This is a genomic window from Pseudomonas sp. 5P_3.1_Bac2, assembly GCF_025465995.1.
Lineage (GTDB): Bacteria > Pseudomonadota > Gammaproteobacteria > Pseudomonadales > Pseudomonadaceae > Aquipseudomonas.
In genome coordinates this window covers 415,888-433,874 of the sequence record NZ_JANLNY010000028.1, presented here as the reverse complement: position 1 = coordinate 433,874, position 17,987 = coordinate 415,888, and the positions used below count along the sequence as shown (strand labels likewise).

14 protein-coding genes and 1 pseudogene are annotated in these 17,987 nt (G+C 60.1%); 8 read left to right on the top strand and 7 right to left on the bottom strand.

The window, feature by feature from the left end; all coding sequences use genetic code 11:
• Together fhuB and NTD81_RS19100 are read left to right on the top strand one after the other, a co-directional pair.
• Entirely contained in the window at positions 1–2,010 is a 2,010-nt protein-coding gene (gene fhuB / locus NTD81_RS19105) for a Fe(3+)-hydroxamate ABC transporter permease FhuB (protein ID WP_262184322.1), read from the top strand.
• On the top strand, positions 2,007–2,897 hold the full coding sequence (locus NTD81_RS19100; protein WP_262184321.1) for an iron-siderophore ABC transporter substrate-binding protein: 891 nt from the start codon (positions 2,007–2,009) through the stop codon (positions 2,895–2,897). Before fhuB ends, NTD81_RS19100 begins: the two co-directional genes overlap by 4 nt.
• A 130-nt stretch (positions 2,898–3,027) precedes the next feature.
• Here the strand turns inward: NTD81_RS19100 and NTD81_RS19095 are convergent, their stop codons facing one another.
• The 5 genes from NTD81_RS19095 to NTD81_RS19075 form a co-directional block, all read right to left on the bottom strand.
• On the bottom strand, positions 3,028–5,196 hold the full coding sequence (locus NTD81_RS19095; RefSeq protein ID WP_262184320.1) for a TonB-dependent siderophore receptor: 2,169 nt from the start codon (positions 5,194–5,196) through the stop codon (positions 3,028–3,030).
• Between the two features lie 132 nt (positions 5,197–5,328).
• On the bottom strand, positions 5,329–7,170 hold the full coding sequence (locus tag NTD81_RS19090) for an IucA/IucC family protein (RefSeq protein WP_262184319.1): 1,842 nt from the start codon (positions 7,168–7,170) through the stop codon (positions 5,329–5,331).
• 7 nt (positions 7,171–7,177) lie between these two features.
• On the bottom strand, positions 7,178–7,753 hold the full coding sequence (locus NTD81_RS19085; protein WP_262184318.1) for a GNAT family N-acetyltransferase: 576 nt from the start codon (positions 7,751–7,753) through the stop codon (positions 7,178–7,180).
• On the bottom strand, positions 7,746–9,005 hold the full coding sequence (locus NTD81_RS19080; protein ID WP_262184317.1) for an MFS transporter: 1,260 nt from the start codon (positions 9,003–9,005) through the stop codon (positions 7,746–7,748). The genes NTD81_RS19085 and NTD81_RS19080 overlap by 8 nt, the downstream gene beginning before the upstream one ends.
• Positions 9,002–10,315 (bottom strand): lysine N(6)-hydroxylase/L-ornithine N(5)-oxygenase family protein, encoded by a 1,314-nt coding sequence (locus tag NTD81_RS19075; protein WP_262184316.1) that lies wholly within the window; start codon positions 10,313–10,315, stop codon positions 9,002–9,004. Before NTD81_RS19075 ends, NTD81_RS19080 begins: the two co-directional genes overlap by 4 nt.
• Positions 10,316–10,855: 540 nt before the next feature.
• Here NTD81_RS19075 and NTD81_RS19070 point away from each other — a divergent pair.
• Positions 10,856–11,053 (top strand): annotated as a pseudogene (locus NTD81_RS19070) (hypothetical protein); the annotation flags it as partial.
• Between the two features lie 105 nt (positions 11,054–11,158).
• Here the strand turns inward: NTD81_RS19070 and NTD81_RS19065 are convergent.
• Positions 11,159–12,070, bottom strand: coding sequence for a LysR substrate-binding domain-containing protein (locus NTD81_RS19065; protein WP_262184315.1), 912 nt, complete (start codon positions 12,068–12,070; stop codon positions 11,159–11,161).
• A 247-nt stretch (positions 12,071–12,317) separates the two neighbouring features.
• On the opposite strand from NTD81_RS19065, the gene aspA reads away from it, so the two are divergent.
• From aspA to NTD81_RS19045, 4 genes are all read left to right on the top strand, one after another.
• Positions 12,318–13,742, top strand: coding sequence for an aspartate ammonia-lyase (gene aspA / locus NTD81_RS19060; RefSeq protein ID WP_262184314.1), 1,425 nt, complete (start codon positions 12,318–12,320; stop codon positions 13,740–13,742).
• Positions 13,743–13,757: 15 nt separating this feature from the next.
• Entirely contained in the window at positions 13,758–13,913 is a 156-nt protein-coding gene (locus tag NTD81_RS19055) for a hypothetical protein (protein WP_262184313.1), read from the top strand.
• Between the two features lie 280 nt (positions 13,914–14,193).
• A complete protein-coding gene (locus NTD81_RS19050) occupies positions 14,194–14,703 on the top strand; it encodes a nuclear transport factor 2 family protein (RefSeq protein WP_262184312.1) in 510 nt (169 codons plus the stop codon).
• A 158-nt stretch (positions 14,704–14,861) separates the two neighbouring features.
• Positions 14,862–15,497 carry an FMN-binding negative transcriptional regulator gene (locus NTD81_RS19045; RefSeq protein ID WP_262184311.1) on the top strand — a complete coding sequence of 212 codons (636 nt, stop codon included), beginning with the start codon at positions 14,862–14,864 and terminating at the stop codon, positions 15,495–15,497.
• Between the two features lie 9 nt (positions 15,498–15,506).
• Here the strand turns inward: NTD81_RS19045 and NTD81_RS19040 are convergent, their stop codons facing one another.
• On the bottom strand, positions 15,507–16,325 hold the full coding sequence (locus NTD81_RS19040) for a helix-turn-helix domain-containing protein (RefSeq protein ID WP_262184310.1): 819 nt from the start codon (positions 16,323–16,325) through the stop codon (positions 15,507–15,509).
• A gap of 155 nt (positions 16,326–16,480) precedes the next feature.
• On the opposite strand from NTD81_RS19040, the gene NTD81_RS19035 reads away from it, so the two are divergent.
• Positions 16,481–17,899, top strand: coding sequence for an alanine/glycine:cation symporter family protein (locus NTD81_RS19035; RefSeq protein ID WP_262184309.1), 1,419 nt, complete (start codon positions 16,481–16,483; stop codon positions 17,897–17,899).
• Positions 17,900–17,987 lie beyond the last annotated feature (88 nt).

The following is a 17,987-nucleotide window of genomic DNA, read 5'->3' as shown; positions in this document are numbered from 1 at the left end:
ATGGCCGCAGTTGCCCCAGCCCTGCGCTTCAGCCATGAGCGCCGCCAACTGTGGCGGCGCTATGGCCTGACCCTACTGCTGGGTCTGGCCATAGCCATGCTGCATAGCCAGCTGGGCAGCGGTCTGAATCCAAGCCAACAGTGGCAACTGTGGCGCGCGCCCAGCGACAGCTTTAGCGCCCTGAACTATCACCTGGCCGTGCTGCCGCGCTTAGTCATCGCCCTGCTAGTGGGCGCCGCCCTGGGCCTGGCGGGCAGCTTGTTGCAACAGATGACCCAGAATCCGCTGGTGTCGCCCATGACCATCGGCGCCTCCTCCGGCGCTTGGCTCGGCTTACTGTTAGCCAGCAGCCTGGCACCGAGTTTTGCCGCCGCGTATGGCGAATGGGCGGCCTTGGGCGGCGCACTGACGGCGGTGGCGCTAGTGCTCTTGATCGTGGGCCGCAGCGGCCTGTCCGGCCTGCCCTTAGTGCTCGCCGGCATGGCCCTGAACCTGCTGTTAGGGGCGATTGCCGGCGGCATTATGCTGATCCTCCATGAGCAAAGCCGTGGCCTGTTTGTGTGGGGCGCCGGCGACCTGACCCAGATCGACTGGGGCTGGGTGCAGTGGCTCTGGCCACGCCTGTTAATCGGCCTGCTGGCGCTCGTCATCGCCCCGCGCGCGCTGACCCTATTGCAGCTTGGCGGGCAGGCGGCGCAAGCCCGGGGCATGAATCTGCTGCCAGTGCTGCTGGTGCTGTTTCTGCTGGCGGTATGGCTCAGTTCCGTGGCCATTACGGCAGTCGGCATGATCGGTTTTATTGGCCTGCTCGCGCCCAACTTAGCCCGTTGGCTGGGGGCGCGTACCGCCCGCGATGAACTGGCCTACAGCCTGCTGCTGGGCATGCTGTTGCTGCTGGCCAGTGATGCCCTGGCGCTGCTACTGAACAACGGCTGGTTTGAGCTGGTGCCCACTGGCGCCACCACCGCGCTAATTGGTGCACCAGCGCTGCTGTGGTTGGCGCGCCGGCAGCTGTCTGCCAAGGATCAAGGCGCCCTGCAACTGCCCCGGGGCGCGCTGCGTCTGAGTCGCTTTAACCTGTGCGCCGTGATCGCCGCCGTGCTGCTGTGCGCCCTGCTCGGCCTAGCCTTAAGCCGTAGTCTTGCTGGCTGGCAACTGGGCTGGCCAACTGAGTCGTTGTGGTCGTTGCGCTGGCCACGGGTGTTGGCCGCCGCCAGTGCCGGCAGCGGCTTAGCCGTAGCCGGTTTGCTGCTGCAACGCCTGCTGCGCAATCCCCTGGCCAGCCCGGACTTGCTCGGTTTAACCGCTGGTGCCGGCCTCGCAGTGCTGAGCAGTCTGGTGCTGTTTGGCAGCTCGCTGTTCTGGCTGCTGGCACCGCTGACCGCCTTTGTCGGCAGCCTGGCGGTGCTCGCCGTGTTGCTGGTGCTGGGCCGCCGCCACCGCTATGCGCCAGCGATTATGGTGCTGATCGGCGTGGCCTTAAGTGCCCTGCTCGGCACCGTGTTGCAGTTCGTGTTAAGCAAAGGCTCCAGCGATGCCCTGGCCCTGCTCGGCTGGCTGTCCGGCTCGACCTATCGCATCACCGGCGCGCAGGCCCTATGGCTGTTGGCTGGGGTACTGCTGTTAAGCGGCCTGAGTGTGCTTATGCAACGCGCCATCGGCCTGATCTCGATTGACGATGGCGTGGCCTTAAGCCGTGGCCTGAATCTAGCCCAGGCGCGCTTGCTGCTGTTGCTGTTGGCTTCCCTGCTCTGCGCCTGGGTCACCAGCTTGCTGGGCCCCACCGCCTTCGTCGGTCTGCTCGCCCCGCATATGGCGGCCATGCTTGGCGCCCGGCGCGTACCGAGCCAGCTGGGTTTAGCCATGGCCCTGGGCAGCGCACTGATGATGTTGGCCGACTGGCTGGGACGCAATTTGCTCTTCCCCCTGCAAATCCCCGTGGGCTTGGTGGCCTCGGTGGTCTGCGGCCTGTATTTCATGCTGTTGCTGCTGCGCGGGCGCTGGGCATGAAGCGCCGCGCAGTGCTGCAAGGCTTGCTCTTAGCGGGCGGCCTGCCCTGGCGCATGGCGCTGGCCGAGCCGCCCAAGCGCATCGTCTCGCTTAGCTGGGAGATGACCGAGCATCTGCTGCAACTGGGTGTGCTGCCGCAGGCGGTGGCCGATGCCCAGGTCTATCGCGACTGGGTGGTGCATCCCACACTGCCGCTTAGCGTGCCCAATCTAGGTACGCGCACCGAGCCGAATCTGGAGCTAATGGCTCAGCTACAACCCGAGCTGATTCTGATCACCCCACTGCTGGAAGATATCCGCCCCAAGCTCGAACGCATCGCGACGGTACTCAGCTATCAGGACTTCACCCAGGAGCAGGACAACCAGCAGTTGCAGCGGCGTAACTTGCTTAGCCTGGCCGCCGAAGTCGGCGCCCAAAACAAGGCCCTGAGTGAGCTGGCGCGGATGGATCAGCATCTGGAGCAACTGCGCCAACAGCTGTATACGCACTTTAACGGCCAGCCGCCCAAGGTCGCCGTGGTGCGCTTTGATTCGCCCACGGTGTTTTACGCCATGGGCCCCAACTCCATGCCGCAGCATGCCCTAAGCCGCCTGGGCTTAAGCCCGGCACTGGAGGTGGCGGTCAGTCGCTGGGGCGCCCTGCAGAAACCGGTGACGGACTTAGGTCAAATCGACGACGGCGTGGTGCTCTATATCGAGCCCTTTGCCCAGCATGAGCGACTGTTCAGCACCGCCCTATGGCAAGGCATGGGCTTTGTTAAACGCGGCCATGTGGCAGCGATGCGTTCGGTATGGACCCACGGCGGAATCTTCTGTATCGAGCAGTTGGCCGAGGCCATCAGCGCGGCCTTACTGACGCTGCCGGCGGATGCTGGGGCGCAGGCTTAAACAGCCCAATAGCCGCGAGCCAAGTCGCGCCTGCCCAATCCTAAGCAGTTCGTACAGGCTAAATCGCAGGTATAAAAAAGGCGCTGCTCTTACCCAGAGCAGCGCCTGATTTAGCTGTAGCGATTAACCCCTAGTACTTCCACGATACCGACGCCGTGGCATTGCGCGGCGCGGCGTAGAAGGACTGATCCCAGTACAGGCTGGTCAGGTACTTACGATCGGTGATGTTGTTGACGTTAAGAGCCACAGTCCAGTTCTTGTCGATCTCATAACTGGCCATGGTGTTAACCACCGCGTAAGAGCCCTGATTGATGCGGATGTCTTGACCACTGGCCGTTTTGCCTTCATCGCGATAAATATCGCTCTGCCAGTTCATGCTCGCCCCCACCTTCAGGCCCTGCACTTGCGGCACCTTATAGCTGGTGCTGAGGTACAGGGTGTTTTGCGGGGTATAGGTACGCGCGGCGGAGCCTTCTTTGTTCTCCAGGGAGAACAGGTGAGTCAGGCCCGCATTGATTTGCCAGCCGGTCAGCAGCTCGCCACTCACCGTCAGCTCATAACCCTCGGATTTAATATCAATGCCTTTGTAACGGCTCATGCCGCCAATCCAGTCAGCGTACTCACCGTAGTTGTTCTGCTTGGTGCGGAACAGCGAGATGCTGGCATTCAAGCGTTTGTCGAACCACTCGCCCTTGATCCCGCCTTCGATACTGTCACCCTCGACCGGGTCGAGCACACCACCGTTGACGTCAATCTTGAACTGCGGATTGAAGATCTCGGTGTAGCTGACATAGGCCGAATAGTTGGGATGGAAGTCGTACACAAGGCCGTAATAAGGGCTGACCTTGGATTTCTCAAAATCATGCACATCACCGGTCTGATTGCCTGAACTGGTCATTTTGGTCCAGTTCGCCCCGGCAATCAGCTTCAGCTCATCGGTCAGGCTTAACGTGGTAGCGCCGTAGAGACCACGCCGGTAGTTGATGAAGTCAGCACCACTGGTGACCGCACCAAACTCAGGCTCTGGGTAATCGCCATTGAAGCCCGGCGGCAGAAACTCAGAGGAGAACGCATCCCTGGACGTCCAGTGCACGTCATCCTTGGCCCAGTTGGTACCCACGACCACTTCATGGGTGCGTCCCAGTAACTCAAAGGGTCCTTTGACGTAGAAGTCCGCCAGAATTTGCCGCTCGGAACGAGCAAACTGAGAGGCGTAAGGCGTTTCTGTGGCAGGCGGCAGTCCCTTGGTCATGAACATTTTGCCGTCGCCTGTCGACTCGTTGTAATTCAGAGTGGCCTTGCTCTGCCATCCGTAACCCAAATCACTGGCGAGTTCGACAAAGGTCTGTTTGTCGTTGGTATCCCAATAGCTCCACTCCGGTGCGGTGCTGTGGCTGCCGCTAAAGTGGTGCTTGGAGCCATCGACGTTATAGAGGTTGACCCCGCCCCACATAATGCCGTCGGGGCGATTGCGCTGTTGTGAGTGGCCCACAGTCAGCGTGTTGCTATCGTTAAGGTCAAATTCGAGGATACCGCCGAAAACGTTATTGGTACTCGAATAGCGATCCAGATAGGAGTTGCCGTCCTCATCCATGGCGATAAGCCGGCCACGAATGGTGCCCGAGTCGTTCAACGCACCCGACAGATCGAACTCAGTACGCCGGGTATCCCACGAGCCATAGCTGAACTTGCCAGAAGCCTGAAACTCCTGGGTAGGACGCTTACGTACAAAGTTGACGGTAGCCGATGGGTTACCTGGGTTCGACAGCAGGCCGTTGGCCCCTTTAAGCACGTCAACATGGTCGTAAAGCACGGTGTCGAGATCGCCCATCTGCTCTTCCGAACTGAACGGCAAACCCACACCGTCAATCTGGAAGTTGGAGACATCCAAGCCACGTACCGTGAAGTAGGTGCGGTTGGTCTCGACCCGTTGTACGTTCACCCCGGCCGCATCGAGGGTGTCGTTGACGCTAGTCAGGTTAAAGTCTTTGAGTTGCTGCTGGGTCACGGTCACCAGGGTCTGCGGAGTCTCCCGTGGCGACAGGTCCAGCTTGGTCGCGGTGTTGCTGCTGCCAATGGCATAGGCATCACTCTGCTCACTGACATTAGGCAACTCGCCTTGGCTGGTGATGGTGGCGCCTTCCAGCGCCACCGGCTCATCGCTGGCCTGGCTGGCTTCGTCAGCCAGGCTGTAGGGCGCGGCCAGACCTAAAGCTAGGGCCAGCACATAACAACTGCATGCGCTGTGCGGTTGAATGAAACGACGTAATGGGCGGCCCTGCTCAATTATTGCTTTCATGTTGGATGCTTCTGTGGATGGTCTGAGTGACGGCGTTGCCGTGGTCCTTGGTTTGCCAACTGCAGACAAACGCCTGCAGGGCGTGAAGCTGGCCCGCGATAACGGGCCAAACGAAACGACTTAGCGGCCTGACTAAGCGGGCTTAGCTGGCGCCCGTCCTGGGGCAAACGGCGCCACAGGGTTGGGCAAAGGTTCGGCGAGGATGGTGCTGCCAGCCGGGTTGGCCAGATCGACCATTTGCAGGTTGTTACGCAGCTGCAAGCGGTTGAGGCACGAATGCAAGAAGGTCGGCGCGAAGAAGTCGTACTGCGCGAAGCGCGCCTGTAACTCAGGATGGGCTTGCTGATAGTCGAGCACGGCGTCGGCCACCGTGCGCCAGTACAGCTCTTCGTCCATGCTCGCGCTTTGTTCGAGGATCTGGCTCATATGGCGGAACACGCCATCGAACACGTCGATAAAGATCCCCAGCAGCTTGTAGTCTTCCGGTACATCCACCGCCAGACGCTCGAGACCTTTGGGCATCGCCGCGTCCTTGTCGAGGATGGCCGATTCCTCGGCGATATCCTTCATAAACACGCGCACCGGCACGTGGTCTTGCAGCACCAGAATCAGGTTCTCGCCATGGGGCATAAACACCAGGGAGTGGGCATAGAAGCAGTGCAGCAAGGGCTGCAAAAATGCCTTCAGGTATTGCTTCAGCCACTGCTGCGGAGCCAAGCCTGAGCGGCGCATCAACTCGGGCAGCAGGGCGGCGCCATCAGGGTCGACGTGCAGCAGCGCGGTCATGCTCATCAAGCGCTCGCCGGCCGCCAACTGGCCCAGCGGGTTCTCTCGCCACAGCGCCGAGAGCATCTTCTTGTACGGGCTGTCGCTTTCCAGCGCGGCCTCGTAATAACGGTTGCGATAACCCACCGACGCCACTTCACGGAGGATGCGGAAACCATAGTCGCGCAGCACCGGGTCGTTTTCGATCAGCTCATACAGGTAGGCGTTGATCGCCGGCGTACCGGCCATGTAGTACGGCGACAGGCCGCGCATAAAGCCCATGTTGAGCACCGACAAAGCGGTCTTCACATAGCGCTTATGCGGCTGCGAAATGTTGAAGTAGGTGCGCACCGACTGTTGCGCCAGGTACTCATCTTCACTGCGGCCCAAGGCGATGATTTTGCGGTTGGCCACATCGGCGCTGAACATGATGCTCAGCTTGCTGAACCACTGCCACGGATGGGTCGGCATAAAGACGTAGTCGGCCGGATCAACGCCCAGATCGCGCAGTTGCTGCTGATAGGCAGCCACTGTCGCCGTGCCTAACTCTTCATCCATCAGGCGCTGGTGATCGAGGCCCGGAATCGAGGCGAAGTGGGCGTTGCTGTTATGCACGGCCAGCCAAATGATGGCGAACGGCGCGCCGGCTTCCGGGGCATAGGCACGGTAGTCAGAGGCATCAAAACCCAAGCGGCCATTGTTGGCGACAAAACCTGGGTGGCCTTCGGTCATGCTCACTTCAAACTGCTGATAATCGGCATCGGCCAGTTGCGCGCTGGTCAGGTAGTCGCCGCTGATTTTGTACGCCGCGCCAAACAACGTGCTGCTGATTTCATCGAGGTAGATCGGCAGCTTGTCCGCCGGCACGCCAAGGGTGCGCTTGAAGTCGATGATAAAAGTCAGGGCATCCAGCTCGCTCTGCGCCGTGCCGTTAAGTTCACGGACGATGCTCGCGGCGTCCACCCACCAATGACGCAGAGCCATGCGCTTGGCGCTAAACAGATAACGGCAGCCCTCTGTGTCGGCAGCTAAGGCGTAATGCTGCCAACCTTCAGCCTCAGCCAGGCCCAAGGCTTGCGGGGCAAACAGTTGCTCGTGGGCATATTCAGCAATGGCTTTACGCACCAAGTGGCGGTTAACCCGCGCCCACGCCTGGGGTTCAAGGTGGGTAACGACTGATGCGGGCTGATCCATGCGGGAGGACGTCATGACTTCTCTATCCTTGGAGTAAAAGTGATTGGGCAAAGTCGCCGGCCGTACAGAACGACAACAACGCGCGCTTATGCGGTAACTGGATCACCTCGGCGTCGATAAAACCGACCAGGTGATTAAGACGATGCACCTTGCTGTTGCGCTCGTCGGGCTCGACCACCACACGCTGGGCGCCTTGGTGATCGAACATAAAGGCCATCACCACACGCAAAATATCGCGGGTGAAATGGCGGATCGGCGCGCTGCTCGGGCCAACAAAAAAATGCATGCCGACATCGCCGTCGCGCACCTCGTAGCACTGGCCGACCGGATCGTGACGCGGTGCGTAGCACTCCACCACAAAGGCCGGACGGCCTTGGTAAAAGCCCATAAAGGCCTGCATATGGCCGCTGCTGGCGGCATCGGCGTAGAAGCTGCGGGTGGCCTCTAGCGTCATGTTTTGCATCAGCCAGAAGTGCGCGTAGTCCATCTGATACCAGGGGTGCAGCACCGCCACGTCTTCGTCCAGACGCAGCCCACGCAGGGCCAGGTGCGGATTGAGTGACGCACGCTGGGCGGCGGGATAAATCAACTCAGTCATGGCCTGGCCCTCCTTGGCTGGCAATTAAGGGCGCGGCCACCGCGAGGCTCACGTCAGCCGGGGCCACCGCCACGGCGGCGCTGCCGTGGTAGCTGTCGAGACGAAAGCACAGGCGATCCACCAGCCAGGTCACCAGCATGCCCACGGCAGCGATCAGGAAGGTCATCGGCATGCCCAGCAGGCTGACCACATAACCGGCGCCAAACGACGACAGCAACACGCCCAGGTTTTGGAAGAAATTGATCACGCTGAAATCGCGGGCATAGGAGGCCGGCGTGCTGATCTTGAACAGCGTCACCTCCAGCTTGACCACCAGCTGGAAGATCGCCCAGCCGTACAGGCAGCGCCCCAACAAAATCAGCCACAAGGACGGCACGGCTTGCAGGGCCAGGCCCACAGCGCCAAGAAGCAGGTTCAACTGACTGTGCTCGGCCCACCAAGGCATCTGCCCCACGCGGCGCTTCAGCCACAGAGCCAGCACCGCGACGATGCCAGGAATGGCAAACACCAAGCCGGTGAGGAACTGCTCGCTGATGCCGGTGCTGGTTTGCCAATACAGGGTGAAAAACGGCCGCACCAGATAGGCACTGAAATCAAACAGCAGCATCAGCAGACTCAGTTTGAGCAGCAACAGCAATGCCCCACGGGCGCGTGCCGGCAATTGCTTGAGCTGGTTATGCTCATCGCGGTCGAGCACCTTGATCACCTTGCCGCGACTGATCAGGTACAGACAAATCGCCATTTGGATCAGATCGCCGGCGGCCATCAACGCCAGACACCAACGCGGACCCAACTCCTGTAAACCCAGGCCACCCACAGCGGCGCCGAAGATCGCGGCGATATGAATCACTACCGCCAGCAGGCCCACCACCAAACTGTGCTGATCCAATGGCTCCAAGCGCATCAAATAGGGGAACAGCAGCAGGTAGCTGGCCTTGACCATGTACATCAGCATGGTCAGCACCCAGAAGATCAGCGGGTTAGGCGCCCAGATCGCAGCCAGGCACAACAGCGCCGCCGCCAACTGGGTAAACACCACCAGATGCAGAGTCTCAACGAAGCGCGCCACATAGGCCCACACCGGCAGCATGCACATCACCGCAATCGAGATCGCCGCCACGTAGGCGCCCACGTGCACAGCGCTGGTCAGGCCATAACGCATTTCGAAGAACTGCGGGTAGAAGGCAATCAGAATCGAATCGCTGATCACGCCAAACGCCGACATGATCAGGATCGCTGTACGCAGCGTCACAGGCCCACGGCCCGCGGCACAAAACCGCTGTCGGCACCGGGACTGAACTCCTGGAAAGCAATTCGCGGATCACTCGGGTAGTGATCGACGCCGGTCAATTGATGCAGCAAACGACCATTGCGATAACAGGCCAGGCCTAGGTCCGGGTTAGCCATGCCATGGCTTTGCAGGCCGGCGTTCTGCACATAGATCTCGCAGTCCTGATGATCCACCGACCAGGTGCGCGAGGCCTCATAGCAGCCGTGTTGATCCCAGCGAATGCGCGAGCGGATGCCGTCGATAAAACTGGGCAGGCGATAGCCGTAGCCGGTGGCAAACACCAGGCCATCGGTGACATGGTGGAACTCGGTGCCGAGCGTCTGGTGGTTAAAGCGCAGCGACCACTGCCCGTCGTCGTAGTCCACTTGGTTAAGCGCCATATTGCTGAGCAGATGGGCCGGCGGCGCCGCATGGTGAGTGCGGCTGTCGAGGTGGTCGTAAATCTTGCTGATCAGCGACTGGTTGATGCCGTTAAACACGCTTTGCTGGCTGCGCAGCGTGCTGGCTTTTTCCTGATCGCTTAAGCCGTAGAAGTATTCGGCGTATTCGGGGGTAAGCAATTCCAGGGTCAGCTTGGCGGTTTCCATCTGGAAGAAACGATCCGAGCGGGTCACCCAGTTGAGGCTGTAACCGTGCTCTTCGGAACCTTGCAGCAAGTCGTAGAAAATCTCCGCACCGCTTTGCCCGCTGCCAATCACCGTGACGTTTTTGCAGCGCTGCAACTGCTCCTTGTTGTTCAAGTACGCGGTGCTGTGGATGGGCCGGGGCAGATGCTCTTTACCGTTAAACGCATCGGGCACCCGTGGTGTGCTGCCGATGCCAATCACCAGCTTGCGCGCGCTGAAGCAAAACGCCTCGCCAGTTTGGTTATTCACCCCGGCCACCTGATAGGCCTGGAGTTGCTCGTCGTAGCGGATGTCCTGCACGTCGTGAGCGAAACGCACATTGGACAACTGGCTGGCGACCCATTGGCAGTAACGGTTGAATTCGTGGCGGTCTAAGTACCAGTTCTCGCGGATGAAGTAGCGGTACAGGCGACCCTGCTGTTTGGCGTAGTTGAGGTAGGTGTAGCGGCTGGTAGGGTCCGCCAGGGTGACCATGTCGGCCATGAAGGGATTTTGCAGCGTGGTGTCTTGCAGCAGCATCCCGGGATGCCAATCGAACTGCGCTTTTTTGTCGAGGAACAAGCAGTTGAGCTTGTCTAGGGGCTCCGCCATACAGGCCAGGCTGAGGTTGAATGGGCCTAGGCCGACAGCAATAAAATCAAACATGATGGTGCGCGTCCCTATGCTTCTACGGCTAAAACTCAGGCGGCCACGCTAGATGCTAATGAGAATCCTTGTCAATAAATTAAGACGGATCTGATTGCCAAGCCGAGCGCGCCAGCAGGCCCTTCCAGAAACGCTGCAGGCACCGGCCCACGCCCTTTTACGCGGGTTTAGCATGCTGATTTTCCAGCACCAATCGTGAAATATATTGTTACAAATAACTAAATCTAAAGCTTTACTTGGGACGAATATTTCTATCTTGAATTGAAGGATTGTCAGACCAAAGCAGCCTAATTAGCCCGCCCACGGGCGCCGTGCAGGGCTCCTTGCACCCGAACCTAGACAAGCTCGCCAGAAGCCTCAGAGGTCGTGCCGCAACCTAGAAATACAGGTGGTTATAGCGCTGGGCGCGGTCGGGCTCGGCCAGCAGCTGGCTGATGATTTCATTCTGCATGGCCAGCAGTTTGCCGCTGCGCTCGTTCTGCACGTTGCACTGCCCGGCCCCTCACCAAGCTGTTGCCACTGCTGAGTCAATTGCTCACGCCGAGCCTGCTCAAGCCACTGCAAACCCGCATGCCGACGGTGCAGGAGCATCTGCGCAAGGACGGCCATCCGCCAGTCCTCAGCGTGATGGCGCAACTGCGGCCACTGCTGGCCCGATATGCGCGGATGTTTAACCCAGGCTTGCACCTGCTGTCGCAGAACGAGATTCCCGAGCCCATGGGCGCCCATAGCGCCTAGGCGTCCATATCGTCGCTACGCTCGGTTAATCGCGCGGGACGGCAAGCGGTCAGGAGAAGCAGGGCTGCGTCCGCTCTGAACCCAGTCCAAAGCGGCCACCGCGGCTTAGCTGTGATCGCTGGCCAGGCCGCCTTCCAGCTTGCGCCAGAGCAAGCGTATCGACGCCTTGCGCACCAAGGCGCAGCGGTACAGGCGAATCTCCAGCGGCAGGTGCCACTGCCCGTCACCGCACACCAGCAGCTCACCGCGCGCCAGCTCTGCGCTCACCGACAAGCGCGGCACCCAGGCCACGCCCATGCCCTGTAAAGCCATGGCCTTCAGGCTGTCGGCCATGGCCGTCTCATACACGGTGCTGGAGCGCAGCGCGCGCTGACGCAGCAGCTGGTTCACCGAACGGCCGAGAAAGGCTCCGGCGCTATAGGCCAGCAGCGGCACACTCTGGCCGCTGTCGAGGCTAAACAACGGCGCGCCATCGGCCGCCGCCGCACACACTGGCAGCATTTCGCTGCGGCCCAGATGCAGCGAGGGGAACAGCTCGGGGTCGAGCTGCATGCTGGCGTCCGGGTCGTAGTAGGCCAGCAGCAAGTCACAGGAGCCTTCACGCAGGGAGTGCACGGCCTCACCGACGTTGGCGGCGACTAGGCGCGAAGCCAGCGGCAAGCCTTCGCGGCGCAAGCGGGCAATCCACTCGGGAAAGAAGCCCAGCGTCAGCGAGTGCGCCGCCGCGATCTGCATCATCTCGCCCTGATGACCTTCGAGGTTATGCAGATGGCGCACCACCTCATTGAGCTGCTCGACCATGCTGCGCGCCGTAATCAGAAATAGCTGGCCGGCTTCAGTCAGCTCAATCGGCGTCACGCTGCGGTTGACCAAGGTCAGTCCCAGCGAGCTTTCCAGACTGCGAATACGCCGGCTAAACGCCGGCTGGGTGACAAAGCGGCGCTGCGCTGCCTGGGAAAAACTGCGGGTGGCGGCCAGAGCAACGAAATCTTCCAGCCATTTGCTCTCAAAATTCATGGAGCCTCTCTCCAGAGTTATTCGCGCTTATTAACGGATTTTTAGGGTTTTTTCTTGATGGCAATCGGCTTGTCGCGCAGTTTTGGTGCACAAGGCCAACATGTCATTGCCCTACAATTAAGTCACACCCTCATTATGCCGATTGTGCATAGGGCAGCGTTTAACAGCATTGGCCACAAATAGGCTACAGCCCTTATTCTACGGGACATCGCGGCTAAAACCGCATATCCACGAGATTGTAACCATCATGTCATCGGCTGCATCATACCGCATCGAAAAAGACTTGCTCGGTAGCCTCGAAGTACCCGCTGAGGCTTATTACGGCATCCAAACCCTACGGGCCGTACAAAATTTCCGCCTGTCTGGCGTGCCCCTGAGCCATTACCCGAAACTGGTGGTTGGCCTGGCCATGGTCAAGCAAGCCAGCGCTGACGCCAACCGCGAGCTGGGCCACCTGTCCGCCGCCAAACACACGGCGATCAGCACCGCTTGTGCGCGCATTATTCAAGGCGAGTTCCACGATCAGTTCGTGGTCGACATGATTCAAGGCGGCGCCGGTACCTCGACCAACATGAACGCTAACGAGGTGATCGCCAACATCGCCCTGGAAGCCATGGGCCATGAAAAAGGCCAATACCAGTACCTGCACCCCAACAACGATGTGAACATGGCGCAGTCGACCAACGACGCCTATCCGACTGCGATCCGCATCGGTTTGCTGCTGGGTCACGACAGCCTGACCACCTCGCTGGATAAGCTGATCCAGTCCCTGGCCGCCAAAGGCCTGGAGTTCAGCCATGTGCTGAAGATGGGTCGCACCCAGCTGCAAGACGCCGTGCCGATGACCCTCGGCCAAGAATTCCGCGCCTTCGCCGTGACACTGGGCGAAGACCTGCAACTGCTGAATAAACTGGCGCCGACCCTGCTCAATGAAGTCAACCTGGGCGGCACCGCGATCGGCACCGGCATCAACGCCGACCCGGCTTATCAGCTGCTGGCGGTCAAGCGCCTGGCGGTAATCAGCGGCATGCCGGTGATTCCGGCCGCCGACTTGATCGAAGCGACCAGCGACATGGGCGCCTTCGTGCTGTTCTCCGGCATGCTCAAGCGCACCGCGGTCAAGCTGTCGAAGATCTGTAACGACCTGCGCCTGCTCTCCAGCGGCCCGCGCACCGGCATTAATGAAATCAACCTGCCAGCGCGTCAGCCGGGCAGCTCGATCATGCCTGGCAAGGTCAACCCGGTAATCCCGGAAGCGGTCAACCAAGTGGCCTTCGACGTGATCGGCAACGACATGGCGCTGACCCTGGCTGCCGAAGGTGGTCAGCTGCAACTGAACGTGATGGAGCCGCTGATCGCTTACAAGATCCTCGACTCGATCCGCCTGCTGACCCGCGCCATGGATATGTTGCGTGAGCTGTGCATCGACGGCATCACCGCCAACGAAGCACGCTGCCGTGAACTGATGGAAAACTCCATCGGCCTGATCACCGCGCTCAACCCGTACATCGGCTACGAGAACGCCACCCGTATCGCCAAAGTCGCCCTCGACAGTGGTCGCGGCGTACTGGAGCTGGTGCGCGAAGAAAAACTGCTGGATGACGCCACCTTGGACGACATCCTACGCCCAGAAAACATGATTGCCCCACGCCTCGTACCGCTGAAGGCCTAAGTCAGGAGAACCACCATGCAAAGCAATTCCGCCCTGCCCGTCCTGCCACCGACCTTCCTGGCGCTGACCCCGCCACGCCGTATGTGCCCAGGCTTCCCAATGCCGCGCTTCGAGCTGCCACGCAGCCAAGCGCAAGGCCTGGCCGCCCAGCGCGCCAGCCAACAGCGCTAACCCAACGCTCATACAAGAGGCCCCCGCCTCTTATTCCTCAGGGATGGCCATGGCCATCCCTTTTTTTTGCCCGCGCCTGCTATACCTCTTAGAGACCAGTCTTGGCGCTGCATGGCGTTGGGCCAGCTGGTATATTCGTACGACAATACGGCACTTAGACAAAAAACACAGGTCAAAGCCTCGCTAGCCTGTTTAGGCGCATACCCCATTAGCTTTACGCAAGCGCCGCTACCGCGTACGGCGCTGCATTTTTTACCCACCATGGAAGAGTGTAAAAATCATGTCCGCAGATAAAGACCAAATCGCCCAAGCCCAAACCAGCAAGGACCCAGTGGCCATCGTTGGGGCGTTCCTCGCCAACTCTGGCAAAGACAGCGTGGCCTACGCCGCCAGCCAGTTGGTGGCAGAAGATGCCACCTACACCTCGCTTAACTTCGAGCATCCCGAGCTTGAGCAAATCGAGCCATGGACCGGCACCCGTAAAGGCCGCCAGGTGTTTGTCGACACCTTCTCCAATGTCGGCACTTACTGGGACGTGAACGACTTCCAGGTCACCGACATCTTCGGTAGCGGTGAAAAGGTCGCGGTATTTGGCCACTTCACCTACACCTCCGTCGCTGTCGGCCACCGCTTCACCTCGCCGTTCTCGGTGCTGGCGAAAGTGGAAAACGGCCAGATCGTCTACTTCCAGTTTATGGAAGACACCTACGCCTCGGCCAAGTCGTTCCGCCAAGGCGGCCAGTGGACCATCCAGGCCACTAAAGACAGCGCGCCGTTCCAAGTCGGCTAAACGTCTTAAGGCTAGGGACACGCAAGGCGTCCTTAGCCCGGCCGGTCGTTGCTTTTATCAAACGATGAAAGCCAGTTTCGTAAACAAAAGCACACAACCCCCTTACCAACCCCGCGCAACCTGTCTAGCATGCTGCCATTACTAGGAGCAGCTACTACATGTATATCCCCGCCGCGTTTCGCCAAGAGGATCTGGCCACCCTGCACCAGCAGATGGCTGCCTGCCGCTTACCGACCCTGGTCAGCCAGGGTGACAATGGCCTGCTGGCCACCCCACTGCCAATGCTCCTGGTACCGGATGAGGGCCCCTACGGCACCCTGTACGGCCACTTTGCCAAGGCCAACCCGCAGTGGCGCGACTTGGCTGCCGGCGCCCAGGCCTTGGTGTTGTTCCAAGGCCCGGAAGCCTATGTCACGCCGAGCTGGTACGCCGCCAAGGCCGAACACGGCAAGGTGGTGCCAACTTGGAACTACATCAATATCCAGGCCCGTGGCCCGGTGCAGATATTTGCCGACAGCGAGCGGTTGCTCAAAGTGGTCAGCGCTCTCACCGAGCGCCATGAAGGCCAGCGCGAGCAGCCGTGGGCGGTGAGCGATGCGCCGGACGATTACATCGCCGGCATGCTGCGCGCCATCGTCGGCTTCGCCCTGCCGATTGAGCGCTTGGATGGCAAATACAAGCTGGGACAAAACCGCAGCGGCGAGGATCAGCACGGCGTGCAAGCGGGCTTACAGGCCAGCGGCGACAGCCGTGATCAAGCCATGGCCGCGCAGATGCGAGTGAGCGCCGAGTAACACCGGCGGCTACGCAATCTCAAACAGGCCGTGGCGAATCTGTGCACCGCTTAAGCGCTCGCGGATATCAGCATCAATCCGTGGGTCATCGGGGCTGTACAGCATCACCTGGCGATAGGCATGCACCCGGTTGATCTGCGTGCCTAAGTACTCCCACACCACCCGGGTGCAGGCTGGGGTGCGACGGTCGCCGCTGGAGACCCCGGTCTTCAAGCCATTAAGGCGAGTGATGCGGCTCTTAAAGCTGGGGATCAAGATGGTCTGGCTCATCTCGTTGCCAGTCAGGGATTCGTAGTCGATCAAAAACATGCGGTCTTGCAGGTAGAAGGCCGCGCCCAGATAGCGACAGCGCACCCAATCTTCCACCCGTCCGCTGTCGGCAGTGGACGGTTCTTGGCGCTCCTGGCGCTCAAACAAAAAGCTGCCGCGCTCCTCACGCACCTGCACCAGCGACAGGAGGATATGCCCCGGCACCGACATGCAATGGGCGTACTCGAAGTAGTAGCCGCAATAGCGCGACATACTCGTGCTGTGCGCGCCGAGCTGGTCAAACAGCTCGCTCACCGGCCCACCGCCCACGGGTGCCGGCGCTAAACCATGGCGCGCGCCGACCAGCTCGGTAAAGGCCTCAGGCGGCTGCTGCAGCTCGTACGCCTCGACACCGAAGAAATCACAGATACGCTTGAGGTTATAGGCCGTGGGCCGGCTCTGGCCACTGAGGTATTTGTTGAACTGGGCGCGATTGATGTCGAGCTTGCGACAGACTTCAGCCACTGAACGGTAGTGGCTGCACAGCAGCTTGAGATTGATGCCTAGATGATCCGTCATGCTTTCCGTCCCTGTGATGCGAGTAGCGCATTTTAAGCATCAACTCGCGTCATATCGCCGCTAAGCGCGAAATTGCACGATGCGGGCCAGTGGCCAACTATTCCCGGCTTAGCTTGCTTTCCTAATTTAATACGACAACAAGAGAGTCTCCTCCCATGCTCGATCTCATCAACGACCTGCTCTGGAGCAAGGTCCTCGTGGTCACCTTGGTTGGCCTGGGCCTGTATTTCTCGATCCGCTCACGTTTCGTCCAGTTCCGCTATTTCGGCAATATGTTCAGCATTTTCGCCGAGGCCTTTACCCGCAAACCGGGACAGCTTAGCTCCTTCCAGGCCCTGATGCTGTCCGTGGCCGGCCGCGTTGGCGCGGGTAACATCGCCGGTGTCGCGGTGGCGATCATGCTCGGCGGCCCCGGCGCGGTGTTCTGGATGTGGTTGGTGGCGCTGCTGGGCATGGCCACCAGTTACTTCGAGTGCTCGTTGGGCCAGCTGTACAAGCAGCGCGCCGACGACGGTACGTATCGCGGCGGCCCGGCCTATTACATCCTCCACGGCCTGGGTAACCGACCAATGGCAGTGCTGTTTTCAGTACTGCTGCTGATCACCTTCGGCTTTGGTTTTAACGCCCTGCAGTCGTACACCGTCGCCACCTCGCTGCACGACACCTTTGGTCTGCCGACCTACGCCAGCGGCATTATTTTGCTGGTGGTCATTGGCCTGATTATCTTCGGCGGGATCAAACGCATCGCCAGCATGGCCGACGTACTGGTGCCGATCATGGGCGTGTCCTATGTGGGTATGGCGCTGATCGTGCTGGGCATGAACATCTCTGAAGTACCCGACACCTTAGCGCTGATTGTGCGCAGCGCCTTTGGCCTGGAGCCGGCCTTTGCCGGCGGCATTGGCGCGGCCATTGTGATGGGGGTTAAACGCGGCCTGTTTTCCAACGAAGCGGGCCTTGGCAGTGCGCCGAACGTAGCCGCAGTGGCGGAAGTGGGGCATCCGGCAGCGCAAGGCATCGTGCAGTCCCTGAGCGTGTTTATCGACACCATTTTGGTCTGCACCAGCACCGCGCTGATCATCCTGCTCTCGGGGGTGTATCAGCCGGGCAGCGAAATGGCCGGTGTGGTGCTGACACAAAACGCCCTGGCCGCCGAAGTCGGCGAATGGGGTCGGGTGTTCGTCAGCCTGGCGCTGGTGCTCTTTGCCTTCACCACCTTGGTGTACAACTACTACCTGGGTGAAAACGCCCTGAGCTTCTTCAACAAAAAACGCGGCCCGCTGCAGATCTACCGCGTCCTGGTGATCAGCCTGATCATGTGGGGCTCACTGCAAGACCTGAGCACCGTGTTTGGCTTTGCCGACATCACCATGGGCTTGCTCGCCCTGGTTAACTTGGCCGCCGTGGTGATGCTGTTTAAAACCGCACTGCGCCTGATGCGTGACTACGACAGCCAAGTTAAAGCCGGGGTTAAATCGCCGGTGTTTGATGCTGCGCAGTTTAGCGACCTCAAGCTCGACCCAGCCGCTTGGCCGAGCAGCACCCAGCCCCTGAGCGAGCAGCAACAGCGCTAAAGCCTGGGTTATTCTGAGTGTCACAAACAGGGGGCTTGCCCCCTGTTTGTTTATCCGCAGCACAGTATTGTGCAGAACCACACGGGAG

Excerpts from the sequence above, each read along its gene's own strand:
- NTD81_RS19085 (WP_262184318.1), bottom strand. The coding sequence starts at position 7,753 with ATGACTGAGTTGATTTATCCCGCCGCCCAGCGTGCGTCACTCAATCCG.
- NTD81_RS19065 (WP_262184315.1), bottom strand. The coding sequence starts at position 12,070 with ATGAATTTTGAGAGCAAATGGCTGGAAGATTTCGTTGCTCTGGCCGCC.
- NTD81_RS19035 (WP_262184309.1), top strand. The coding sequence starts at position 16,481 with ATGCTCGATCTCATCAACGACCTGCTCTGGAGCAAGGTCCTCGTGGTC.
- NTD81_RS19090 (WP_262184319.1), bottom strand. The coding sequence starts at position 7,170 with ATGACGTCCTCCCGCATGGATCAGCCCGCATCAGTCGTTACCCACCTT.
- aspA (WP_262184314.1), top strand. The coding sequence starts at position 12,318 with ATGTCATCGGCTGCATCATACCGCATCGAAAAAGACTTGCTCGGTAGC.
- NTD81_RS19050 (WP_262184312.1), top strand. The coding sequence starts at position 14,194 with ATGTCCGCAGATAAAGACCAAATCGCCCAAGCCCAAACCAGCAAGGAC.
- NTD81_RS19045 (WP_262184311.1), top strand. The coding sequence starts at position 14,862 with ATGTATATCCCCGCCGCGTTTCGCCAAGAGGATCTGGCCACCCTGCAC.
- NTD81_RS19040 (WP_262184310.1), bottom strand. The coding sequence starts at position 16,325 with ATGACGGATCATCTAGGCATCAATCTCAAGCTGCTGTGCAGCCACTAC.
- NTD81_RS19095 (WP_262184320.1), bottom strand. The coding sequence starts at position 5,196 with ATGAAAGCAATAATTGAGCAGGGCCGCCCATTACGTCGTTTCATTCAA.
- NTD81_RS19075 (WP_262184316.1), bottom strand. The coding sequence starts at position 10,315 with ATGTTTGATTTTATTGCTGTCGGCCTAGGCCCATTCAACCTCAGCCTG.
- NTD81_RS19055 (WP_262184313.1), top strand. The coding sequence starts at position 13,758 with ATGCAAAGCAATTCCGCCCTGCCCGTCCTGCCACCGACCTTCCTGGCG.
- fhuB (WP_262184322.1), top strand. The coding sequence starts at position 1 with ATGGCCGCAGTTGCCCCAGCCCTGCGCTTCAGCCATGAGCGCCGCCAA.
- NTD81_RS19100 (WP_262184321.1), top strand. The coding sequence starts at position 2,007 with ATGAAGCGCCGCGCAGTGCTGCAAGGCTTGCTCTTAGCGGGCGGCCTG.